We start from the raw sequence: 18,083 nt of genomic DNA, 5'->3' as shown, positions 1-18,083 counted from the left end.
CGAGAGGCGTTGCCGACGGACGAGAGGCGTTGCCGACGGACGAGAGGCGTTGTCGACGGACGGGACTGCGTGCCGAGTCAAGGAACGGCGCACCAATAGCCGCAAGCGTCCATTTCAGGATGCTTGCGGCTTTCCTCGTTCTGCTGCTGACATTTGCTGAGGCGCAGCCTGTTCAAGATTGCGGCGCTTTGCCTTTATTGAACCCATGCTCTTGACCAGATCCTGGTCTTCGTGGTATGATGTTAGTTATTGATTACCCGCCTATTCCCCTTCTTTCAGGAATCGCATGTTTTTCCCCGATTCCGCCGTTACTTGAATCCCTTGATCAGCCTGCCAGCTGTTGCTAGAAGTTCTGATTCACACTGGCGCGGTCTTCGGAGCCGCAAGGACGGAAGAGAGGTAGGGCTTCCGTTGTATTGGATGGCCTTTCGCCGGAACGTTGCCCGGCGCCTGAAGGCATCGCAACACCGAGCAGGTCGAGTTTCATCTGTAGGTTATGGAAAAGAAGCAGGAATAATCCCGCTCGAGCCCGGCCGGCAGCGCTTATGGCGCTCCGCCAGCCGCATGTGCTCCGCTGCTCGAGCGTGGGTCGTCATAAGGCCGATCCGGCGCCTCAAGCCGCTTGGCCGCTTGTCACTCCGCCCTGCGGGCGAGGCAAGCGCAACATCAGAAGGCTCTCCGCCGCAGCTGCATGCAGCCGGCAGAGGGCCTTCGTCCATTTTCCGCGCGATGACTTCGATGCGGGTCAGCTGCGTCAGCGCCCTTGCGTCGTGGTCCGGCCGTTGTTTTAGAGGATTCCCCCGACTATCAACAGGTTTGTCCACAGCTCGTGAATAATCGTCGGACAATTCACTCGATGGACGGGGATAAAACGGTACGTATGATGGAGATTTAAGGCGATCGCCTTCCCTCATGGATGGACTCTGGATTTTATCCACAGAATCCACAATACCCACACCCAATTCACAGATTCAGCGCGAATCGCTCTGACGGCCGATAATAGGACCTCCGTTTGGATGAATCTTCCGAAACGGTATGGTAAAATAGGGGCTCCGCCGATAGGACGGCGCAACTATTCCGCCCTTCTGCTCGTCCCATTTTCAGCAGCGATGAATCCCTGACGGAAGCCGCAACACCGCAAGAGAGGTGAAAGTTATGATGAATACCGATTCCCGCATCGTCTCCTCTGTCCCTGCCGACCCTCCGGTGCCGCGCCGCGCCTCGAAGCGCTCGCCGTGGCCGTTTCTGATCGCCTGGATCGTCATCATCGCCGCCGGCGTCGCCGGCGCCTGGTTCTATACGCAGCGCCTGCAGCAAGAGCTCGCCGTCCAGATCCAGCAGCAGACCGATCGTCAGATCGCCGAGATGCAGTCGGGCTACGACGCCCGCCTCCAGCAGCTTGAGAGCGGCTATGCGAGCCAGCTCGCCGAGCTGCAAGGCAAGGTGGACAGCCTGAACGAGCTGCTCGCGTTCAACCGCGACAACGCCAGCAGCAAGACCGACAACAGCAACAAGCTGTACACGCAGCTCAGCCAGGTGCAGAAGCAGCTGGACGAGCTCAAGAAGAATCTGGACGTGCTGAAATGACGAGCGTGCAGCGGCTCAATCGCTGGATGCTGCTGACGACCGCGCCTTTTCTCGGCGCGCTGCTGCTGCTGCTCGCGGTCCAGGTCGAGGTGAAGCTGCCTGACGCTGCCGGTCCGGCGGTTGTCCCGCAGCAGCCGGCAGCGGATCCGGCGCCGGCCGCCCGCATCGGCGGCTCGCTCGACGAAGCGGCCGTCGTCGCCGCCCAAACCGCGGACGCCATCAAGCGCGGCTCCGAGCTCTACACGCAGACCGCGCGCCGCATGAGCGCGATCGCCAGTACGGCCGCCGTGCAGAGCAGCCGTCCGCTCCTGATCTACGACCGCCGCATCACGCTGCCGCTCGGCAGCCCGTCGCGGACGATCCAGTCGGATCGGCTGACGGCGCAGCTGTTCCCGATCAAGGCTCAGAATTTCACCGCCTATGCCTTGAAGATCCGGCTCAAGGACAAGGATGCGATGAAGCTCGTCATCGGCGGGGACAAGCCCGGCAAGGCCGAGACGACGCTCGCGGCCGCGAAGCGCTACGGCGCCGCCGTCGGCATCAATGCCGGAGGCTTCGCCGACGACGGCAACGGGCGGCGCTATCCGCTCAGCACGACCGTGCTGGGCGGGAAGTACGTGAACGGCTTCGAGCCGTCGTACAAGGATCTGTTTTTCGTCGGCTTGAACGAACAAGGCAAGCTGATCGGCGGGAAGTACGCGACGCGCGAGCAGCTCGACCGGGAACAGCCGCGCTTCGGCGTCTCGTTCGTGCCGATCCTGATGAAGGACGGCATCGCCCAGCCGATTCCAGCCAAGTGGCAGCTCAGTCCGGGCCGCGCTCCGCGCACCGTCGTCGCGAGCTACAAGGATAACCAGCTGCTGTTCCTCGTCGCCGACGGCTACAACGAGTCGGGAAGCTCCGGCGCCACGCTGCGCGAGATGCAGATCCTGCTGTCCCGGTTCAAGGCCGTGGACGGATACAACCTCGACGGCGGCGGCTCGTCGACGCTCGTCTTCGACGGCCGCGTCGTCAACCGCCCCTCGGACAAGACGCTGCGTCCGGTCGCGACGAACTTCCTGTTCTTCTCGTAGCGGAGCGGAGCGAGCATTCGAAACCGGCAGCGTTCGCTTCGCGGAACGGGGCGAGACCTCGAAACCGACATCCGCTTCGCGGAGCGGGAACTCGTTTCGATCTCCGTGGAGCCCCGATTCCTTTGATTGTATTCTTCCGAAACGGAAGGAATCCGGCCTCCAAGGGAACCGCTGCCGCTTCTCCACGAGTCCGCTTTCGCTTCCCGGTTTCATTTCGATGCCGCTTCGCCTGCCATCCTCAATCCGATTCCGCAGCCATAGATGATGCCCATGCAAAAACCGCCTCAAGGCAAGCAGGAAGCCGTTGCTTCCTGCCCGCCCGAGGCGGTTTTTTTGGATGGAGCGAAATTCAACTATGCGCGCCGGAGCTCTGCCTAGCCCCCCGCGACGGCAGCCGGCTTGACCGACCAGGCCTCCAGCGACAGGCCGGGATCGGCCTTCAGGTCGAGCTCGTCGAACTGGCCGCGCTTCCACTTGAGATGAGCGGCGGCGCCGATCATCGCCGCATTGTCCGTACAGAGCGAATGCGGCGGAATGAGCAGCGGCAGCCCCTCGGCCTCGCACAGCTCCGTCAGCCGCGCGCGCAAGCCGCGGTTGGCCGCCACGCCGCCGCACAGCAGCAGCTGGCGCACGCCATGCTCGCGCGCGGCGCGCATCGCCTTGCCGGTGACGACGTCGATGACCGACTCCTGGAAGCCGCGGGCCAGTCCCGGCACGTCGAGCTCCAGCCCTTTCATGTTCGCCTGGTTGATGGCGGCCAGCACGGCCGACTTGAGGCCGCTGAAGCTGAAGTCGTACGAGTCCGGCTCCAGCCAGGAGCGCGGCAGCTCGATGACCGTCTGCGCCTCCGCCGCCGTGCGGTCTACATGCGGTCCGCCCGGATACGGATAATGGAGCGCCCGCGCGACCTTGTCGTACGCTTCGCCGACGGCGTCGTCGCGCGTGCGGCCGATGATCCGGAACACGCCTTCCTCCTCGAGCAGCACGAGCTCCGTGTGGCCGCCGGACACGACGAGCGCGAGGCACGGATACTCCAGCTCCTGCACGAGCGCGTTGGCGTAGATATGCCCCGCGATATGATGCGTGCCGATGAGCGGGATGTCGAGCGCCATCGCCAGGCTCATGCCGGACACGATGCCGACGAGCAGCGCGCCGACGAGCCCCGGCCCCTGGGTGACGGCGACGGCCGACAGCTCGTCCGGCCGCACGCCCGCTTCCTGCAGCGCCTCTTCGATGATGAGCGTGATCACCTCCACATGCTTGCGGGAGGCGATCTCCGGCACGACGCCGCCGAACAGCCGATGCGTCTCGATCTGGCTCGAGACGATGTTGCTCAAAATCTCCTTGCCCCCGCGGATGACCGCGGCGGACGTCTCGTCGCAGCTCGTCTCGATCGCGAGGATCAAGCCTGCTTCTGTCTTCATTGCGATTGCGCCCTTCCTTCCGCTCCGCCGCGGCCGAGCTCGGCCCACATGATCAGAGCATCCTCATTGTTGTCGGAATAGTAGCCGGGGCGGATGCCGGAAGGCTCGAAGCCGAACTTGCGGTACAGCGACTGGGCGATCTCGTTGCTTACCCGCACCTCCAGCGTCATCCTCGTGGCGCCGAAAAACGTCGCGAGCTTCTGCAGCTCCGACAGCAGCCGCGCGCCCAGCTTGCGCCCGCGGAACGCGCCGCTCACCGCGATGTTCGTCACATGCGCCTCGTCCATGATGATCCACATGCCGCCGTAGCCGATGATCTCGCCATGCAGCTGCATGACCATGTAGCGGGCGAAGTGGTTGTGCGTCAGCTCGTTCGCGAACGCATCCGAGGTCCACGGGGAGGTGAACGCTTCATGCTCGATGGCGATGATCGAAGGAATGTCCTCCATCCTCATGGAGCGGAAGACGAGTCCGTCTCCTCCGTCGTCCTCCGCCTGCTCGCGCAAGCGGTCATAGTCGGCCATCGTTCTTCTCCTCCCGGGATTTTTCCAGTAGTTTAGCTTCCGCTTCAGCCAGCTGCGTGTAGTTAGGAACAAGTCCGTGCGCATCGACCGCTTCACCTCCGGCAAGACTCCGTGCCCCGAGCCAGGCGACGGTTCGCCCGTCTATCGTATGCGGCTGCCTGCAGACAGCCGGTCCATCTCCGCCAGCCTCGGCCAGCTCTTCGAACCGGCGGATGCTATCTTCATGCTTGTCCAGATCGCCGGTAAAAAGCACATAAGCCGGCCGTCTGTCCGCCGCGGCCAGCAGCTCCGCCAGCCGCGCGGCCCAGCCGTCCATCAGGCGCAGCGCGTCCGGCTCCAGCCGCCGCCACGGCGCATCCGCGGGCAGCCACTGGCCCTCGGCATAGCCGGGAGCGGCGCCGGCCGCGAACAGCGCCGTATACGCCTGACCGCGCCGCGCGTCGAGCAGCGGCACGATCCAGCCGCCGGCCTCGTCGGCCAGCAAGCTTGACGAATCCAAGCCGAGCGTACCTCCGTCGCGAGCGCCGGCAGCCGGCTCTCCGCTTCCGTCATCAGCGCCGCCGACAGCCGCAGCCGCCAACCCGGCCGCCTCGCGCCAGGCGCCGGCGGCCAGCGCCTCCGGCGTGGAGACGCCGACGAGCGGCACGCCCCACGTCCAGGCGAGCGTCTTGGCGATCGAGGCCGCGATCCGCACGCCCGTATACGAGCCCGGACCTACGCCGGCGGCGATGCCCGCAAGCTCCGTTCCGCGTAAGCCCGCCTCGCGCAGCAGCCGCTGCACCGCCGGCACCGCATGCGCGGAATGGTTGCGCGCGGCTGGCTCCTGCACGCTTCCGAGCGCCTCGCTGCCGCGCATGAGCGCGGCGGCGAGCGTCGGCGTCGCCGTGTCGAGCGCCAGCACGAGCGGCTCCCCGGCTTCGGCCTTCGCTTGCCCGGCCAGGAGGCCCGCCTGCGTTCCCCCGGCTTCCGCGGCGGCAAGCCATTCCCGCACCCATGCCGCATACGGCAGCCCTTCGCCCCGCAGCGCGAACCCTCTCCGCTCGCCGTCCTCGCGGACGATGCGGATGCTCAGCTTGCGCTCCGGCAGCAGCTCGGGGATCAGGCTCGCCCATTCGACGAGCGACACGCCGCGGCCGTACCAGTACTCGTCCAGGCCGAGCTCGTCCGCCTCCTCCGGAGACAGCCGGTACACATCCATATGGTAGAGCGGCAGCCGGCCGCTTTCATATTCCTTTATAATCGTAAACGTCGGGCTGCTGACCACGCCCTCCACCGCGAGCGCCGCCGCGAACGCCTGCGAGAAGCGCGTCTTGCCCGCCCCGAGGTCGCCGTCGAGCGCGATTACGGTCCCGGGCTCGGCGCGCTCCGCCAGCCACCCCGCGAGCCGTACCGTGTCCGCCTCGCTGGACGCGATCCACTGCGCTTCCGCCGCTTCCATCGTCATCTGTTCCACCCTGCTCTCTGTCTGCTGCATCCGTACTCGGAATCTTGTTCCCATTATATCGGCCGCCTCCGCATGCCGCAACCGCCGTCCGCTGCCGTCCGCCGCCGTCCGCCGCAGCGGCGGACGCGAAAAAAGCTCCGGCCGGGACCGGTCAGGTCCCCGTGCCGAAGCTCGCAAGCCTTTGCCGGGCATCCGCTAGTGGATGTCCCGTTTTTTGAACCGCCCGCCCTTGACGTCATGGATGTTGCCGACCGCGAGGAAAGCGGCGGGGTCCATGTCGGTCACGATCGACTTGAGCTTGGCCTCCTCCAGCCGGGTGATGACGACGAAGATGACCTTCTTGTCGCCGCCGGTGAAGCCGCCCTCGCCGTTGAGGTAGGTGACGCCGCGCCCGAGCCGGCTCATGATCGCCTCGCCGATAGGGCGATGCTCGTCGCTGATGATCCAGGCCGCCTTGGACTCGTCGAAGCCCTCGATGACGATATCGATCATCTTGTACGCTATGTAGTAGGCGATCAAGGAGTACATCGCGCGGTCCCAGGAGAACACGAACCCGGCGCTCGTCAGGATGAACAGGTTGACGAACATGACGATCTCTCCGACGGAGAACGGCAGCTTCTTGGAGAACAGGATCGCGACGATCTCGGTGCCGTCGAGCGAGCCGCCGAACCGGATGACGAGGCCGACGCCGACGCCCAGCACCATGCCGCCGAAGATCGAGGCGAGGAACTCGTCGATCGTCAGCGGGTCGACGTCATGCAGCAGGAACGTCGTAATCGACATGACCGCTACGCCGTACAGCGTGGAGATCGCGAACGTCTTGCCGATCTGCTTGTAGCCGAGGAACAAGAAAGGCAGGTTGAGCACGAATAGGAAAAGTCCGAGCGGAGCATCCGTCAAATAGGAAACCATGATCGAAATGCCGGTGATGCCGCCGTCGATGATATTGTTCGGCACGAGGAAGATTTCCAGCCCAACCCCCATTAAAATCGCGCCGATCGTCAGAAAGATCGTCCTCTTGACCACCTCGATCAGAGGCAGCCTCAAGTGCTGTCCGTGAACCGAAGCCATAACCCCTCACTCCCTCTCTCCTGTCTATATCTTTAATTATAAAGGTTCTTTTTACTAAATTAAAGCGTTTTTGACCGTTTTCGAATAGAAAACTCGTTTTCTAACGGTTTATCTGCGATTACAGCCAGTTATCCCTCGTTATCTCGACTTCTCACCTGTTTTCATCCGGAATCCATCAGGATGCTCCCGAATCCTCTTCTTTATATTTATTTTGGGCTTTGCCTCTTAGACCCGAATCCGGTAGCATGAAAGACAAACCGAGGAGGCGATGCGCACATGTCCCGCAACCGCAAAAAAGCCTCGGCGAAGCAAGGAGCTTCGCCAAGGCAGCATGAACTCGATTCGACTCGCAAGCTTTGGCCGCGCAAGCCGCAGACGCAAGTCGGCCCGAGCCGCAAGCAGCAAGAGCGCCGCACCTGGTGCCGCAAGGGCCGGGATGACGGCGCTTTTCCTGTTCGGGCCGGCCGACCGGCCTGAACATGCCGTTCTTCGGGATGGCCGATCGTTCCGCATCCGCGTCAGATCAATGCTCTCGCTCCGGCTTTCCCTCATGCAGCCGGTCGACCGACACGGTTTTCGTTTTCTGCGGAGTCGTGCCGACCTGCACGGTCGCCATGCCGTTCGCCTCATCCACGTTCTCGATCCAGACCGAATCCCCGCCCAGATGCACCGCGAACATATCCGAAGATCTGTAGATTTCCATCGCGCGCTTCACGTCCATTGGTCTTCCTCCTTCATCTCGTTCGCTGTACGGACTTCGATTCCTGGCAAAGCCTAGTCGGCCATCAGCTGGCTCTTGATGCGGCCGAGCCGCTCCGTCGGATCGGGCTCTTCCTGCTCGTCCAAGCCGATATCTTCCTTCAGCCTCATCGTGTCGGTCGTCGATTCGCCGATATGTCCGTTATGGATCGTTACCTGGCCGCCTCCCAGCCCCTCGCCGACCATCCGGTCGATGTCCATCTCATAGTCCATGCGTCCGCCGTGATCGTTCGTCCTTCCGGTGCCGGCATCCGTCTCGGACGTCGCGCCTCCATCCTCCAGGGAGCCGTCCAGCTCCGTGCTCATCTCCGCATCGAGCTCGGCCAGGCTGCGCTCGTCGCGCTTGCTCGCCAGCATATGCCGGTTGTCCAGCTCCTTCTCCAGCTTGCGCCGGATTTCTTCCTCGTTCATGCGCTTTCGCCTCCCTTGCTGTCGCTGAGCGTGCAGAGGCTGCATCCAGCCCTATGCGTCAATATGCCCTCACGCCCACGCCCCCATGCATGGAAAACGGCGCCGAAACGCACACTGTCCGTATTACGAGCCGGGCCTTCCCCGGCGCCAGGAGGTCGACTGGACAGCGATGCATACGGTATGGAAAGGCGCGATCAGCTTCGGGCTGGTCCATGTGCCGGTCAAGATGTTTTCGGCGACGGAGGACAAGGATATCTCGCTGCGCATGCTGCATTCGGTCTGCGGCAGTCCGATCGCTTATGTGCGGGAGTGTCCGGTATGCGACAGGAAGATCGAGTGGGACGAGATCGTCAAGGGCTATGAGTACGAAAAGGGCCGTTTCGTCACGTTCTCGAAGGACGAGCTGGAAGCGGCCGCGGGCGAGAAGTCCAAGACGATCCAGATCCTCGATTTCGTCGCCTTGGAGGAGATCGATCCGATCTACTTCCAGAAGACGTACTATTTGTCGCCCGACCAGGCCGGGGGCGGGGCCTACTCGCTGCTGATGGAGGCGATGAAGCAGTCGGGCAAGATCGGCATCGCCAAGATTTCGATCCGCTCCAAGAGCAGCCTTGCCGCCATCCGCGTGCTGGAGGACGGCTGCCTGGCGATGGAGACGATCTTTTACCCGGACGAGATCCGGGCCGTATCGCAGGTGCCGAACCTGCCGGGGCAGGTTCAGGTGAGCGACAAGGAGCTGGCGATGGCCAAGCTGCTCATCGATCAGCTGACGACGCCGTTCGAGCCGGAAAAGTACACCGACGACTACCGCAGCTCGATGCAGGATCTGATCCAGGGCAAAATCGCGGGCGAGGACGTCACCGTCGCGCCGCGCCAGGAGCCGGGGCGGGTGCTCGACCTCATGGCCGCCCTGCAGGCGAGCCTCGAGTCGGTCAAGACGCCGGCCGCGATCCCGGTGACGGATGCGGGAGCGGGAGCTGCCGCCGTGGCAGGCGGCAAGCGCAAGAAAGCCGCTACCGCTGGGGCGGCGGGAGGCGGGAAGACCGATCCGGCAGCGGAGTCCGCCTCCGCCAACGGGACGAAAAAAGCGCCGAAGCCTCGCGTCAAAAAGAAAAAGGACGCCGGGGCTTCCTAGATGGGAGCGAGCCGCGCGGGCGGAAAAGTCGGGCGGGCAGGCGAGATGGGCATGGCGGGAGCCGGCAGCTCCGGCGCGGCCGAGGCGGATCCGAGCGCGATCGCTGGGGCGCAGGCGGGCGGCACGGCCGAGGCAGTTCCGTGGCCTATCGCTGAGGCGCAGGCGGGCGGCGCGGCCGAGGCAGATCCGTGGCCTATCGCTGGGGCGCAGGCGGGCGGCGCGGCCGAGGCGATGCAGCCTATGGCGCCGATCCATGCGGCAAAGCTGCCGGAAGGGCCCGACTGGGGCTATCAGATCAAATGGGACGGCGTCCGCTTGCTCGCCACGATCGGCGGGGATGGCGGAATCGAGCTTTTTTCTCGCAACGGACTGCGCAAAAACGCCATCTATCCGGAACTCGTCGAGCTGCTGCGAAGCGCCGCCCCGGCGCTCGGTCCATGCGTGCTCGACGGCGAGCTGATCGCTTGGACCGGCGAGCGTCCGAGCTTCCAGCGGGTGCTGCAGCGCGAGCGGATGCGCGGCCGTTCGGCAGGCTCGGCGATGACGCTCCTGCGTCATCCGGATCCCGGCGTCCGCCCTTGGCGGGGCGGAGCCGAAAACGCTGCGGCTGACGCAGCCATGGCAGCGGACGAGGCCAGGAACGGGGCCGAAAGCCCCGGGAGCGCTCGACAGGGAGCGGCCTCGCAGTCGGAGCTTCGGCATGATCGGCCCGATGGCAGCGGCGAGCCGCTCGGGCTTCCCGGCCTCGCCTTTATCCTATTCGACCTGCTGGCATACGGGGGAACCGACCTGCGGGCGCTGCCCTATGCGAGCAGGCATCAGCGGCTGCTCAAGCTGGTCCCTCTGCTGCCGGACGGCATGCTCGTGACGGAGCTTTATTCCGACGGTCGCGCGTTGTGGCGATGGGTGCAGGAGCAGCGCTGGGAAGGCGTCGTCAGCAAGCGGCTGACGGCCCCCTATCGTCCGGCCAAGAAGCATCGGGACTGGTTCAAGACGAAAACCGCGCTGCGGATCGATGTCGATATCGTGGGGCTGAAGGTCCGGGAAGGGCAGGTCGCGAGCCTGGTCATGAGCTTGGAAGGGCAGTATTTCGGCAGCGTATCGCTCGGATTGACGGGAGAGATGAGGACGCTGCTGACGGAGCAGCTCGTTCCGGACGAAGCCTTTCGGGAAGGAAGCCGTCAGCACGGCACGCTTCCTTTTTCGGCGCTGCCGTCGGACCTTAAGGGCGAGCGGATCGTCTGGCTGGAAGCGCCGCTGCCTGGCACCGTCACGGGACTGGAGATTACCGAGGCCGGACAGCTCCGGCATCCGAAGCTGGCGGGCTTCGGCCGCGCGACGAGCTGATCGGAAGGAGGAGTTGCAAGCATGGCGGTCAAGCCGGAAATAGGAGAAATCACCGTCGAGGGGGTCGCGCTCTCGATCACGAATCCGTCCAAGCCGCTCTGGCCGGAGGCAGGCGTGACGAAGCTGACGTTCCTGGAGAAGCTGATCCAGCTTTCTCCTTATTTGATCCGCCACTGCCGCGACCGGCATCTGACGACGATCCGCTATCCGCATGGCATCCACGACAAGTTTTTTTACCAAAAAAATTGTCCGGAGCCCCGGCCGGAATTCGTCGCCACGCGCGTCAGCGGCGGAATCGACTACGTCGTGCTGGACAAGCTGCCGACGCTGCTTTGGCTCGGCAATCTGGCCTGCCTGGAATTCCACGCTTCGTTCGACCTCGCGGACGATCCGGTCCATCCGCTGGAATGGGTGATCGACCTTGATCCATCGCAGGAGGAGGAGCCGCGCATCATGGAGGCGGCCCTGCTCGTCGGCGAGCAGCTCGCCGCGCTCGGCATCGAGTCGCTGGCCAAGACGAGCGGAGCGACCGGCGTGCAGCTCATCGTGCCGTTGGCGGATCGGCTCTCCTTCGACGAGCTGCGCTCGATCGGGCAATTCGTCGGCGAGTATATGACGCAGAAGCGGCCGGACCTGTTCACCGTCGAGCGGCTCAAGAAGCATCGCGGCGACCGCATCTACTTCGATTACTTGCAGCATTATCAAGGCAAGACGATCGCCGCTCCGTACACGCCGCGCGCCAAGCCGGGCGCGACCGTGTCGACGCCGCTCGGCTGGGACGAGATCCGCGCCGGCGCGCAGATCGCCGACTTTCATCTGCTCAATATCGCGGAGCGGCTGCAGGAGAAGGGCGATCTGCTCGAAGCCGCTCCCCGCCAGCGGCTGCGGCCGATTTTGGAGTTTCTTCGGCGGCGGTGAGGAGAGTAGACTCGTGACGGCATTGGACAGCCCTCCCGCTACGCGCAGTTTTTCCGCGCGTAGCGGGCTGGGGCGCGCGGGTCGCTTTCGCTACGCGCAGTTTTTCCGCGCGTAGCGGGCTGGGGCGCGCGGGGCGCTTTCGCTACGCGCGGTTTTTCCGCGCGTAGCGGGCTGGGGCGCGCGAGGCGCTCCCGCTACGCGCGGTATTTCCGCGCGTAGCGGGCTGGGGCGCGCGGGGCGCTTTCGCTACGCGCGGTTTTTCCGCGCGTAGACGGCTGGGGCGCGCGAGGCGCTCCCGCTACGCGCAGTTTTTCCGCGCATAGACGGCTAGGGCGTGCGAGGCGCTCCCGCTACGCGCAGTATTTCCGCGCATAGACGGCTAGGGCGTGCGAGGCGCTCCCGCTACGCGCAGTATTTCCGCGCGTAGACGGCTAGGGCGCGCGAGGCGCTCCCGTTACGCGCGGTTTTTCCGCGCGTAGCGGGCTGGGGCGTGCGAGGCACTCCCGCTACGCACAGTATTTCCGCGCGTAGCGGGCTGGGGCGCGCGGGGCAGGGCGACTCCCGCACTTACGCTGCTAGAAACGAAACTCATCTCTAAAGTACTGATATCTCCGCACACAAGTCGATTTACCCAGCGCGATCAACCTTCCCTTCTCCACTAACTTTTTCATATAATGCCGAGCTGTGCTGGGATGAATTCCAATTGCCTTTGCCACTTGGCTTGGAGAGACGTCCTTGAGTTGGGTCTGAGCAAATTGCAATATAGCCAGCTCTGTCGTTGACAGATTGAGGGAAGTCTCGGAAGGCTTTCGCTCAAGGGATTGAAGCAGCTGCCTGATCATCTGCTGAAGCAGCTGCGGATCTCTGGCAACCGTGTCGTAGGGAATCGCAACATTTCGGAAAGAATAAGTTTGAAGCTGAATTTCTCGCAGAAGCTCGCGCTCATACTTCGTTCGATCCGTCTGCTCCACATGGGGGCCGTATCCTTTCACGTCGAGGTTGAAGCGCAGATCGCCTCTCAGCCATGCGAAGTCCAGGTAGCATCTCGCGCCACGCCAGTCACTCACTTCATACTCAGGGTGCAATTCGTCGAGCGAACCGAACATCGGCCACCATACTTTCTTTAGAAACAGCTTCTCCCCATGTCCGTGACCTCGTTTCAGCCGATCTCTCCGTTCGCCTTTGCGCTTGCGAAGGTGGCCGTTCAGCCATACCGCATGCGCCTCCTCGAATTCATGTTCTTCCTTTGCCTTGATTCCTTTCGCCTCCCTATCGCCCATAAAAAAACGCCCTGCCGCGTGACGGAATGGAGTCGTCGATCCGCCTCCTTTCGCGAGCGAAAGGAAACGAATCGGGATTCGATCCGGTCAAGCAACAGGACGTGCTTCGTCCAGGCCATTGATTGCGCGCACAAGCTTCATCGCTTGGCGTTTTTTCAAAGAATAGCCCAAAACGATGTAATAGGCAAGAAGATTTTCTACCAACCTGTAGAACAAGCTGCACCCTCCGTGCGCCGCACGACGGCAGTCCGGACCCCTTCCACGCTCGCCAGCAGGCTCGCGCCATCCGCCGCATGACGGTGTCCGGACCCTTCGCCGCTTGCCGCGCCGCTCAGCCCGCCTGGCGGCGCTCCTTCACGACGCCCTCGCGCAGCTCGCGCGGCGGAGCCGGCTCGCCGCTCTGGACCTGGCGGGCTGCCTGCGGAGCAGGAGCCGGCGCAGGCTGCGCGGCTTCTTGCAGACGCGGAGCCTCCATGCGGCAGCTGCCGCTGAGGACGCCGCCGTCCTGCACGAGCAGCGACGCCGTCGTCGCGCTGCCATGAAGCTGCCCGCTGCTCAGGATCGTGAGCCTGCCGGTCGTCACGACATCGCCGTACACCTTGCCGGAGATGGTCAAGTCGCGCGCGGATATGTTGGAGCGGACCACTCCGCTTTCGCCGACGATGACATCCTCCTTGCACTCGATGTCGCCCCGGTATTCCCCTTCGATGCGCAAACTGGCCTGGCAGGACAGCGTGCCCTCTGCGCGCGTGCCTTGCCCGATCAGCGTGTCGGCCGCCATCAAGCGCTTGTTTTCCTTGAACATGCTCCATCCCCTCCCGCAGTGTAGGCTCGTGCTATGTAGTATGTATTCTCGATGGAGGCCGTTCATGACAGAACTCGTCGAGGGCAGGCCGGTTCATGTTCGAGTCTGCCGCCCAAGCCCGCGTATCGCTCCACCCCCGATTCCTGCTTGAAATCGCCGTCCATCGTTGATACTTATAGAGAAGATCCTATTTCATCTCCTATAAGAAGGTGCCCCATGTTCTGGCTGCTGATCGCGCTCTTGGTCTTCCTCTTTCAAATCATGACCATCCTCATCCTGGAATACCGCCAGCCGAGCAAGACCGTCGCCTGGCTGCTTATCCTGTTCGTGCTGCCGGTCATCGGCTTCGTCATGTACTACTTTATCGCGAAAGAGTTCCAGAACCGCCGCACCGTCCGCCGCCGCGGCGTCATCGCCCGCGAAGTGCAGCTGAAGGCGCTGCGCCAGAGCGCGCTCGTCCACCGCGCGCAGGATATGGAAGCGCCTGACTTCGCGCATGAGGAGCGGCTATTCAACCTGCTCGGCAGCTTCTCGATGCTCCCGATCACCGGATGCAACGAGACGGAGGTGCTGACGAATGCCGAAGCGACCTACGCCTCCATCCTGGACGCTCTCGAGGGGGCGAAGCATCACATCCACCTCGACTACTACACGCTGCGCGACGACGAGATCGGCTGCCGCTTCAAGGAGGCGCTGCTCCGCAAAGCGAAGCAAGGCGTCGAGATCCGCATCATCTACGACGGGATCGGCAGCCTGGAGCTCAAGAGCTGGTTCGTCAAGGAGCTGGAGGAAGCCGGCGTCTGCGTGCAATGCTTCCTCACGCCGCGGATCGCCTTTTTCGACAAGCGCGTCAACTTCCGCAACCATCGCAAGATCGTCGTCGTGGACGGCACGGCCGGGTTCGTCGGCGGCATCAATATCGGGGACGAATATCTCGGCAAGGACCCCAAGCTCGGCTTCTGGCGCGATACGCATATCAAGCTGACCGGGGACTCCGTCTATTATTTACAGCTCGTCTTCATGAGGGATTGGTGGTTTACCGCGCGGGAGCGGCTGGAAAAGCCGGAGTACTTGCCGGAGCACGGCTGCATCGGCGAAGAGCAGGTGCAGATCGTCGCCAGCGGGCCGGATACGAGCTCCGACGCCATCCTGGAAGGAGTCTTTTCCGCCATCAGCGCGGCCAAGGAAAAGGTGTACATCGCGACGCCTTACTTCATCCCAGACCCGAGCGTGCTCATGAGCCTGCGGACGGCGGCGCTGAGCGGCGTGGACGTGCGCATCATCCTGCCGCATGGATCGGACTCCAAGCTGGTCCTCTACTCCTCGCTCTCCTATGTCGAGGACCTGCTCATGGCGGGCGTGCGCATCTACCGCTACCGCAAGGGCTTCATCCACGCCAAGGTCATGATCGTCGACCGGCTGCTAGCCTCGGTAGGCACGGCGAACATGGACATGAGGAGCTTTTTCAGCAACTTCGAGATCAACGCCCATGTATACAGCGCCAAGGCGATCTCGCGGCTGGAAGAGGACTTCATGGCGGATCTTGGAGACTGCTACGAGCTGACCCTGCATGAGTTCGAGAAGCGCCCGCGGATGCAAAAAGCGGCGGAGGTCGTGGCGCATATGCTTTCTCCGCTGCTGTAGGAGGCTGCGGACCGTGCCGCTTGGCGTGCGAGCGGGTCAGAACGAGCAGGCGCGTCGGTCGGGAGACCGTATGCGCGTGATGGGCCGATCCTTCGGCTTGTCGAAGGACACGATTAGATCGCCGTCGCCGCTCCTTCCGCCCCTCCCGCTTGCACCGACTGGATCGCCCCGCCCCTGCCGCCTGCACCGACTGGATCGCCCCGCCCCTGTAGCTTACACCGACTTAATCACCGTTGTCGCTCCTTCCGCCCCTGCCGCTTGCAACGAACGGCCGCTCCTACTCGCACCGAGCCACCGAGCTAACGATACTCAGCGACGCTATTCCGCTCCAAACGACGCTCTGCATTTTCTAACGATACTCACAAGCGCTATTGAGCCTCCGACGGCGAAAAAACATGGTTTCAGCACCCAATAGCGTTCCTCAGTATCGTTACGATTTCAATCGCCACTTTTCAGGACGAATAGCGTCCTGCAGTATCGTTAGCGCACCGCAAGCGAACGAAAAAAGCCCCACGCTCGAAATCGAGCGTGGGGCTGTGTGCTAAGTTCAAGCTCGCCAGCGTGAGCGTGCATCCACGCCTGGCGGTCAGCCGCCGGCGCGACCTCACAGATGCGCCAGCCATGCACAGCCGCTTGCGTTCGCAGCAGCCTGCACACGCCGTCTGGGCGCACTTTACATCCCTCTGCGCATCGTCGTGTATGCACAGCGCTTGGGAGCAGGGCCCTGCGCGGAGCCTAAGCGGCTCCGTCGCCGCTTAGGCCGCGACGTCCCGCTTCGTGAATACGAACCAGGACAGCGCCATGAAGACGAGGTAGTAGCCGGCGAGCACGGCCAGCGAGAAGCCGATCGTCATCGGAGAGCCGGAATGGAGCTCTCCGCTCGCGCCGCCGCTGCCGATGTAGCGCGTCAGGTTGAGGTGCTGGAACAGCACGTAGTCCACCCACGGCTTGTCCACGAGCCGCAGCAGCTGCGACAGCGTCGCGCCCATGAGCAGCAGGAACAGCGACAGCCCGATCGACAACGCGCTGCTGCGGAATACCGCCGAGATCATGAAGGCGAGCGTGACGCCTACGGCCGCGGAGATCAGCTCGAGCAGGAAGTACTGATGATAGTACGACCATGCCGACAGGCCCGGGTCGAGGACGCCGAACGCCTTTTCAGCCGAGACGCCCCGCTCGTAGCCGAACACCGCCGAGTTGATCAGCAGCACGGACAGATAGACGACCAGCAGCGTGAACATCACGAAGATCAGCACCGAGACGTACTTGGAGAGAAGCACCTTGGAGCGCGTCCACGGCCGGATCAGCAGCAGCTTGATCGTGCCGCCGGTGAATTCGCCGGCGACGCTGTCGGCGGCGATGATGACGCTGAAAATGTTGGCCAGCGGCACGAGCAGCATGAGCATGACGCTCGTCATCGACCACATCTCCAGCGGAGAGCTGGAGGAAGCCGAGGCGATGAGCGCGATCGCCGCCGCCAGCAGCGCCAGCAGTCCGAGCATGATCCATGCCCGCGGGCGCCGGTAGATCTTCATGTTCTCGTTCGCGACGAGAGCTGCAAAATCAAACAACCGATTCCCCTCCCGTCACTTCCAGGAATTGCTCTTCCAGCGTCTTGCCGGCGGAGCGGATGCCGTACACAAGGATGCCGCCGCGCACGAGCAGCGCGTTGATCTCGGCGACGTCGGCGCGGCGGGCGTCCAGCAGGATCGCCCCCGCCTCGCTCCGCACCTGCACCTGCGCCGGCACTCCGTCCGCCGTCCGGATGGCGTCCCGGATCAGCGCGGCCGCCTCGTCCGGACGGTCGACCTCGAACAGCATCTGCACCGGCATGCGGATGCCGGCCGCATCGGCCTCCTCGCCGCCGCGCAGGCGGCGGACGTCGATCAGCCGTCCCGCCTGGATGATCGCCGCCTGATCGCACATCAGCTCCATCTCCGACAGGAGATGGCTGGAGACGAACACGGTCGTTCCCTCCTCCGCCGCCAGCCGGCGCAAGTAATCGCGCAGTTCGCGGATGCCCGCGGGATCGAGCCCGTTTGTCGGCTCGTCCAGAATGAGCAGCGAAGGCTTGTGCAGCAGCGCCTGAGCGACGCCGAGCCGCTGCCTCATCCCGAGCGAGTAGGTCTTGACCTTGTCCTCGATGCGCTTGTCCAGGCCGGCGAGGCGGATGACCTCGTCGATGCGGTTGCGGCTGATGCCCGGCACCATGCGCGCATAGTGCAGCAGGTTCTGGTAGCCGGTCAGATATTTGTACATCTCCGGATTCTCCACGATCGCTCCGACATGGCGGATCGCCTTTTCGTAGTCGGTGCGGATGCTGGAGCCGCCGATCATGATGTCTCCCTCCGACATGCGCATCAGGCCGACCATCATGCGGATCGTCGTCGTCTTGCCCGAACCGTTCGGACCGAGAAATCCAAATACTTCGCCTTGCGGAAGCTCGAGCGACAGATTGTCGATGATCGTCTTGCCGCCGATCCGCTTCGTCACTTGCTTCAATTGTACGATAGGCTGGCTCAGCATGGTTGACCTCCCTCCGTTTCCATCCATATCCAGCCTATTATAGCCTATCCGCGCTCTGGTTGGAAACCGCGCCTGCATCCGCGGCAGCGAGCCTTTTTTGGCGAAGGCTGTTTCAGAACAGATCCTTCCCGGTTA

The 18,083-nt window shown here is 63.5% G+C and carries 18 protein-coding genes and 1 pseudogene; 7 read left to right on the top strand and 12 right to left on the bottom strand.

The features are described 5' to 3' along the window. Window positions 1-1,155: 1,155 nt before the first annotated feature. Together B8V81_RS16105 and B8V81_RS16100 are read left to right on the top strand one after the other, a co-directional pair. The gene (locus tag B8V81_RS16105) at window positions 1,156-1,587 is read left to right on the top strand and encodes a hypothetical protein (RefSeq protein ID WP_084137582.1); all 432 of its coding nucleotides are present in this window, start codon (window positions 1,156-1,158) and stop codon (window positions 1,585-1,587) included. Further along, window positions 1,584-2,660, top strand: a complete 1,077-nt coding sequence (locus B8V81_RS16100) for a phosphodiester glycosidase family protein (RefSeq protein WP_101808745.1) — start codon at window positions 1,584-1,586, stop codon at window positions 2,658-2,660. Before B8V81_RS16105 ends, B8V81_RS16100 begins: the two co-directional genes overlap by 4 nt. Before the next feature lie 374 nt (window positions 2,661-3,034). Here B8V81_RS16100 and tsaD read toward each other — a convergent pair whose 3' ends face one another. The 5 genes and pseudogenes from tsaD to B8V81_RS16075 form a co-directional block, all read right to left on the bottom strand. After that, entirely contained in the window at window positions 3,035-4,084 is a 1,050-nt protein-coding gene (gene tsaD / locus B8V81_RS16095; RefSeq protein ID WP_101808744.1) for a tRNA (adenosine(37)-N6)-threonylcarbamoyltransferase complex transferase subunit TsaD, read from the bottom strand. Continuing rightward, the gene (rimI, locus tag B8V81_RS16090) at window positions 4,081-4,608 is read right to left on the bottom strand and encodes a ribosomal protein S18-alanine N-acetyltransferase (RefSeq protein WP_052333625.1); all 528 of its coding nucleotides are present in this window, start codon (window positions 4,606-4,608) and stop codon (window positions 4,081-4,083) included. Before rimI ends, tsaD begins: the two co-directional genes overlap by 4 nt. Beyond that, window positions 4,595-5,599: a tRNA (adenosine(37)-N6)-threonylcarbamoyltransferase complex dimerization subunit type 1 TsaB gene (gene tsaB, locus B8V81_RS16085; RefSeq protein WP_342352576.1), complete on the bottom strand. Its 1,005-nt coding sequence runs from the start codon at window positions 5,597-5,599 to the stop codon at window positions 4,595-4,597. Before tsaB ends, rimI begins: the two co-directional genes overlap by 14 nt. Then, window positions 5,591-6,052 (bottom strand): annotated as a pseudogene (tsaE, locus tag B8V81_RS16080) (tRNA (adenosine(37)-N6)-threonylcarbamoyltransferase complex ATPase subunit type 1 TsaE); the annotation flags it as partial. The gene tsaB and the pseudogene tsaE, both read right to left, overlap by 9 nt. A 195-nt stretch (window positions 6,053-6,247) precedes the next feature. After that, window positions 6,248-7,123, bottom strand: coding sequence for a YitT family protein (locus B8V81_RS16075; protein WP_101808743.1), 876 nt, complete (start codon window positions 7,121-7,123; stop codon window positions 6,248-6,250). 276 nt (window positions 7,124-7,399) lie between these two features. On the opposite strand from B8V81_RS16075, the gene B8V81_RS16070 reads away from it, so the two are divergent. Continuing rightward, window positions 7,400-7,600 carry a hypothetical protein gene (locus B8V81_RS16070; protein ID WP_101808742.1) on the top strand — a complete coding sequence of 67 codons (201 nt, stop codon included), beginning with the start codon at window positions 7,400-7,402 and terminating at the stop codon, window positions 7,598-7,600. A 46-nt stretch (window positions 7,601-7,646) separates the two neighbouring features. Here the strand turns inward: B8V81_RS16070 and B8V81_RS16065 are convergent, their stop codons facing one another. After that, window positions 7,647-7,844, bottom strand: coding sequence for an H-type small acid-soluble spore protein (locus tag B8V81_RS16065; protein ID WP_028600603.1), 198 nt, complete (start codon window positions 7,842-7,844; stop codon window positions 7,647-7,649). 53 nt (window positions 7,845-7,897) lie between these two features. Continuing rightward, a complete protein-coding gene (locus B8V81_RS26175; protein ID WP_043112002.1) occupies window positions 7,898-8,293 on the bottom strand; it encodes a hypothetical protein in 396 nt (131 codons plus the stop codon). A 169-nt stretch (window positions 8,294-8,462) separates the two neighbouring features. Here B8V81_RS26175 and ku point away from each other — a divergent pair, with 169 nt between their 5' ends. Genes ku through ligD form a run of 3 tightly spaced genes read left to right on the top strand, consistent with a single transcriptional unit; the run spans window position 8,463 to window position 11,693 of the window. After that, window positions 8,463-9,428: a non-homologous end joining protein Ku gene (gene ku / locus B8V81_RS16055; RefSeq protein WP_028600604.1), complete on the top strand. Its 966-nt coding sequence runs from the start codon at window positions 8,463-8,465 to the stop codon at window positions 9,426-9,428. Beyond that, window positions 9,429-10,775, top strand: a complete 1,347-nt coding sequence (locus B8V81_RS16050; protein ID WP_101808741.1) for an ATP-dependent DNA ligase — start codon at window positions 9,429-9,431, stop codon at window positions 10,773-10,775. A gap of 21 nt (window positions 10,776-10,796) precedes the next feature. After that, window positions 10,797-11,693 carry a non-homologous end-joining DNA ligase gene (ligD, locus tag B8V81_RS16045; RefSeq protein ID WP_101808740.1) on the top strand — a complete coding sequence of 299 codons (897 nt, stop codon included), beginning with the start codon at window positions 10,797-10,799 and terminating at the stop codon, window positions 11,691-11,693. Between the two features lie 575 nt (window positions 11,694-12,268). Here the strand turns inward: ligD and B8V81_RS16040 are convergent. The 3 genes from B8V81_RS16040 to B8V81_RS16030 all read right to left on the bottom strand — a co-directional run bounded on the left by B8V81_RS16040 (window position 12,269) and on the right by B8V81_RS16030 (window position 13,778). After that, window positions 12,269-12,973: a Fic family protein gene (locus B8V81_RS16040; protein WP_146000514.1), complete on the bottom strand. Its 705-nt coding sequence runs from the start codon at window positions 12,971-12,973 to the stop codon at window positions 12,269-12,271. Between the two features lie 87 nt (window positions 12,974-13,060). Beyond that, the gene (locus B8V81_RS26060) at window positions 13,061-13,189 is read right to left on the bottom strand and encodes a hypothetical protein (protein ID WP_255309779.1); all 129 of its coding nucleotides are present in this window, start codon (window positions 13,187-13,189) and stop codon (window positions 13,061-13,063) included. 115 nt (window positions 13,190-13,304) lie between these two features. Continuing rightward, entirely contained in the window at window positions 13,305-13,778 is a 474-nt protein-coding gene (locus tag B8V81_RS16030; RefSeq protein ID WP_101808737.1) for a bactofilin family protein, read from the bottom strand. Window positions 13,779-13,994: 216 nt separating this feature from the next. Here B8V81_RS16030 and cls point away from each other — a divergent pair, with 216 nt between their 5' ends. Continuing rightward, complete coding sequence (cls, locus tag B8V81_RS16025) at window positions 13,995-15,422, top strand: cardiolipin synthase (RefSeq protein ID WP_101808736.1); 1,428 nt, start codon at window positions 13,995-13,997, stop codon at window positions 15,420-15,422. Window positions 15,423-16,177: 755 nt separating this feature from the next. Here cls and B8V81_RS16020 read toward each other — a convergent pair. Then, window positions 16,178-16,993, bottom strand: a complete 816-nt coding sequence (locus B8V81_RS16020) for an ABC transporter permease (protein WP_101808735.1) — start codon at window positions 16,991-16,993, stop codon at window positions 16,178-16,180. Next, the gene (locus B8V81_RS16015) at window positions 16,986-17,948 is read right to left on the bottom strand and encodes an ABC transporter ATP-binding protein (RefSeq protein ID WP_101808734.1); all 963 of its coding nucleotides are present in this window, start codon (window positions 17,946-17,948) and stop codon (window positions 16,986-16,988) included. Before B8V81_RS16015 ends, B8V81_RS16020 begins: the two co-directional genes overlap by 8 nt. Window positions 17,949-18,083: the final 135 nt, after the last annotated feature.

The sequence above is a fragment of the Paenibacillus pasadenensis genome (assembly GCF_002864175.1).
In the GTDB taxonomy this organism is placed as follows: Bacteria; Bacillota; Bacilli; order Paenibacillales; family Paenibacillaceae; genus Paenibacillus_O; species Paenibacillus_O pasadenensis.
The sequence above is the reverse complement of the archived record's forward strand: the minus strand, read 5'-3'. Positions and strand labels throughout refer to the sequence as shown.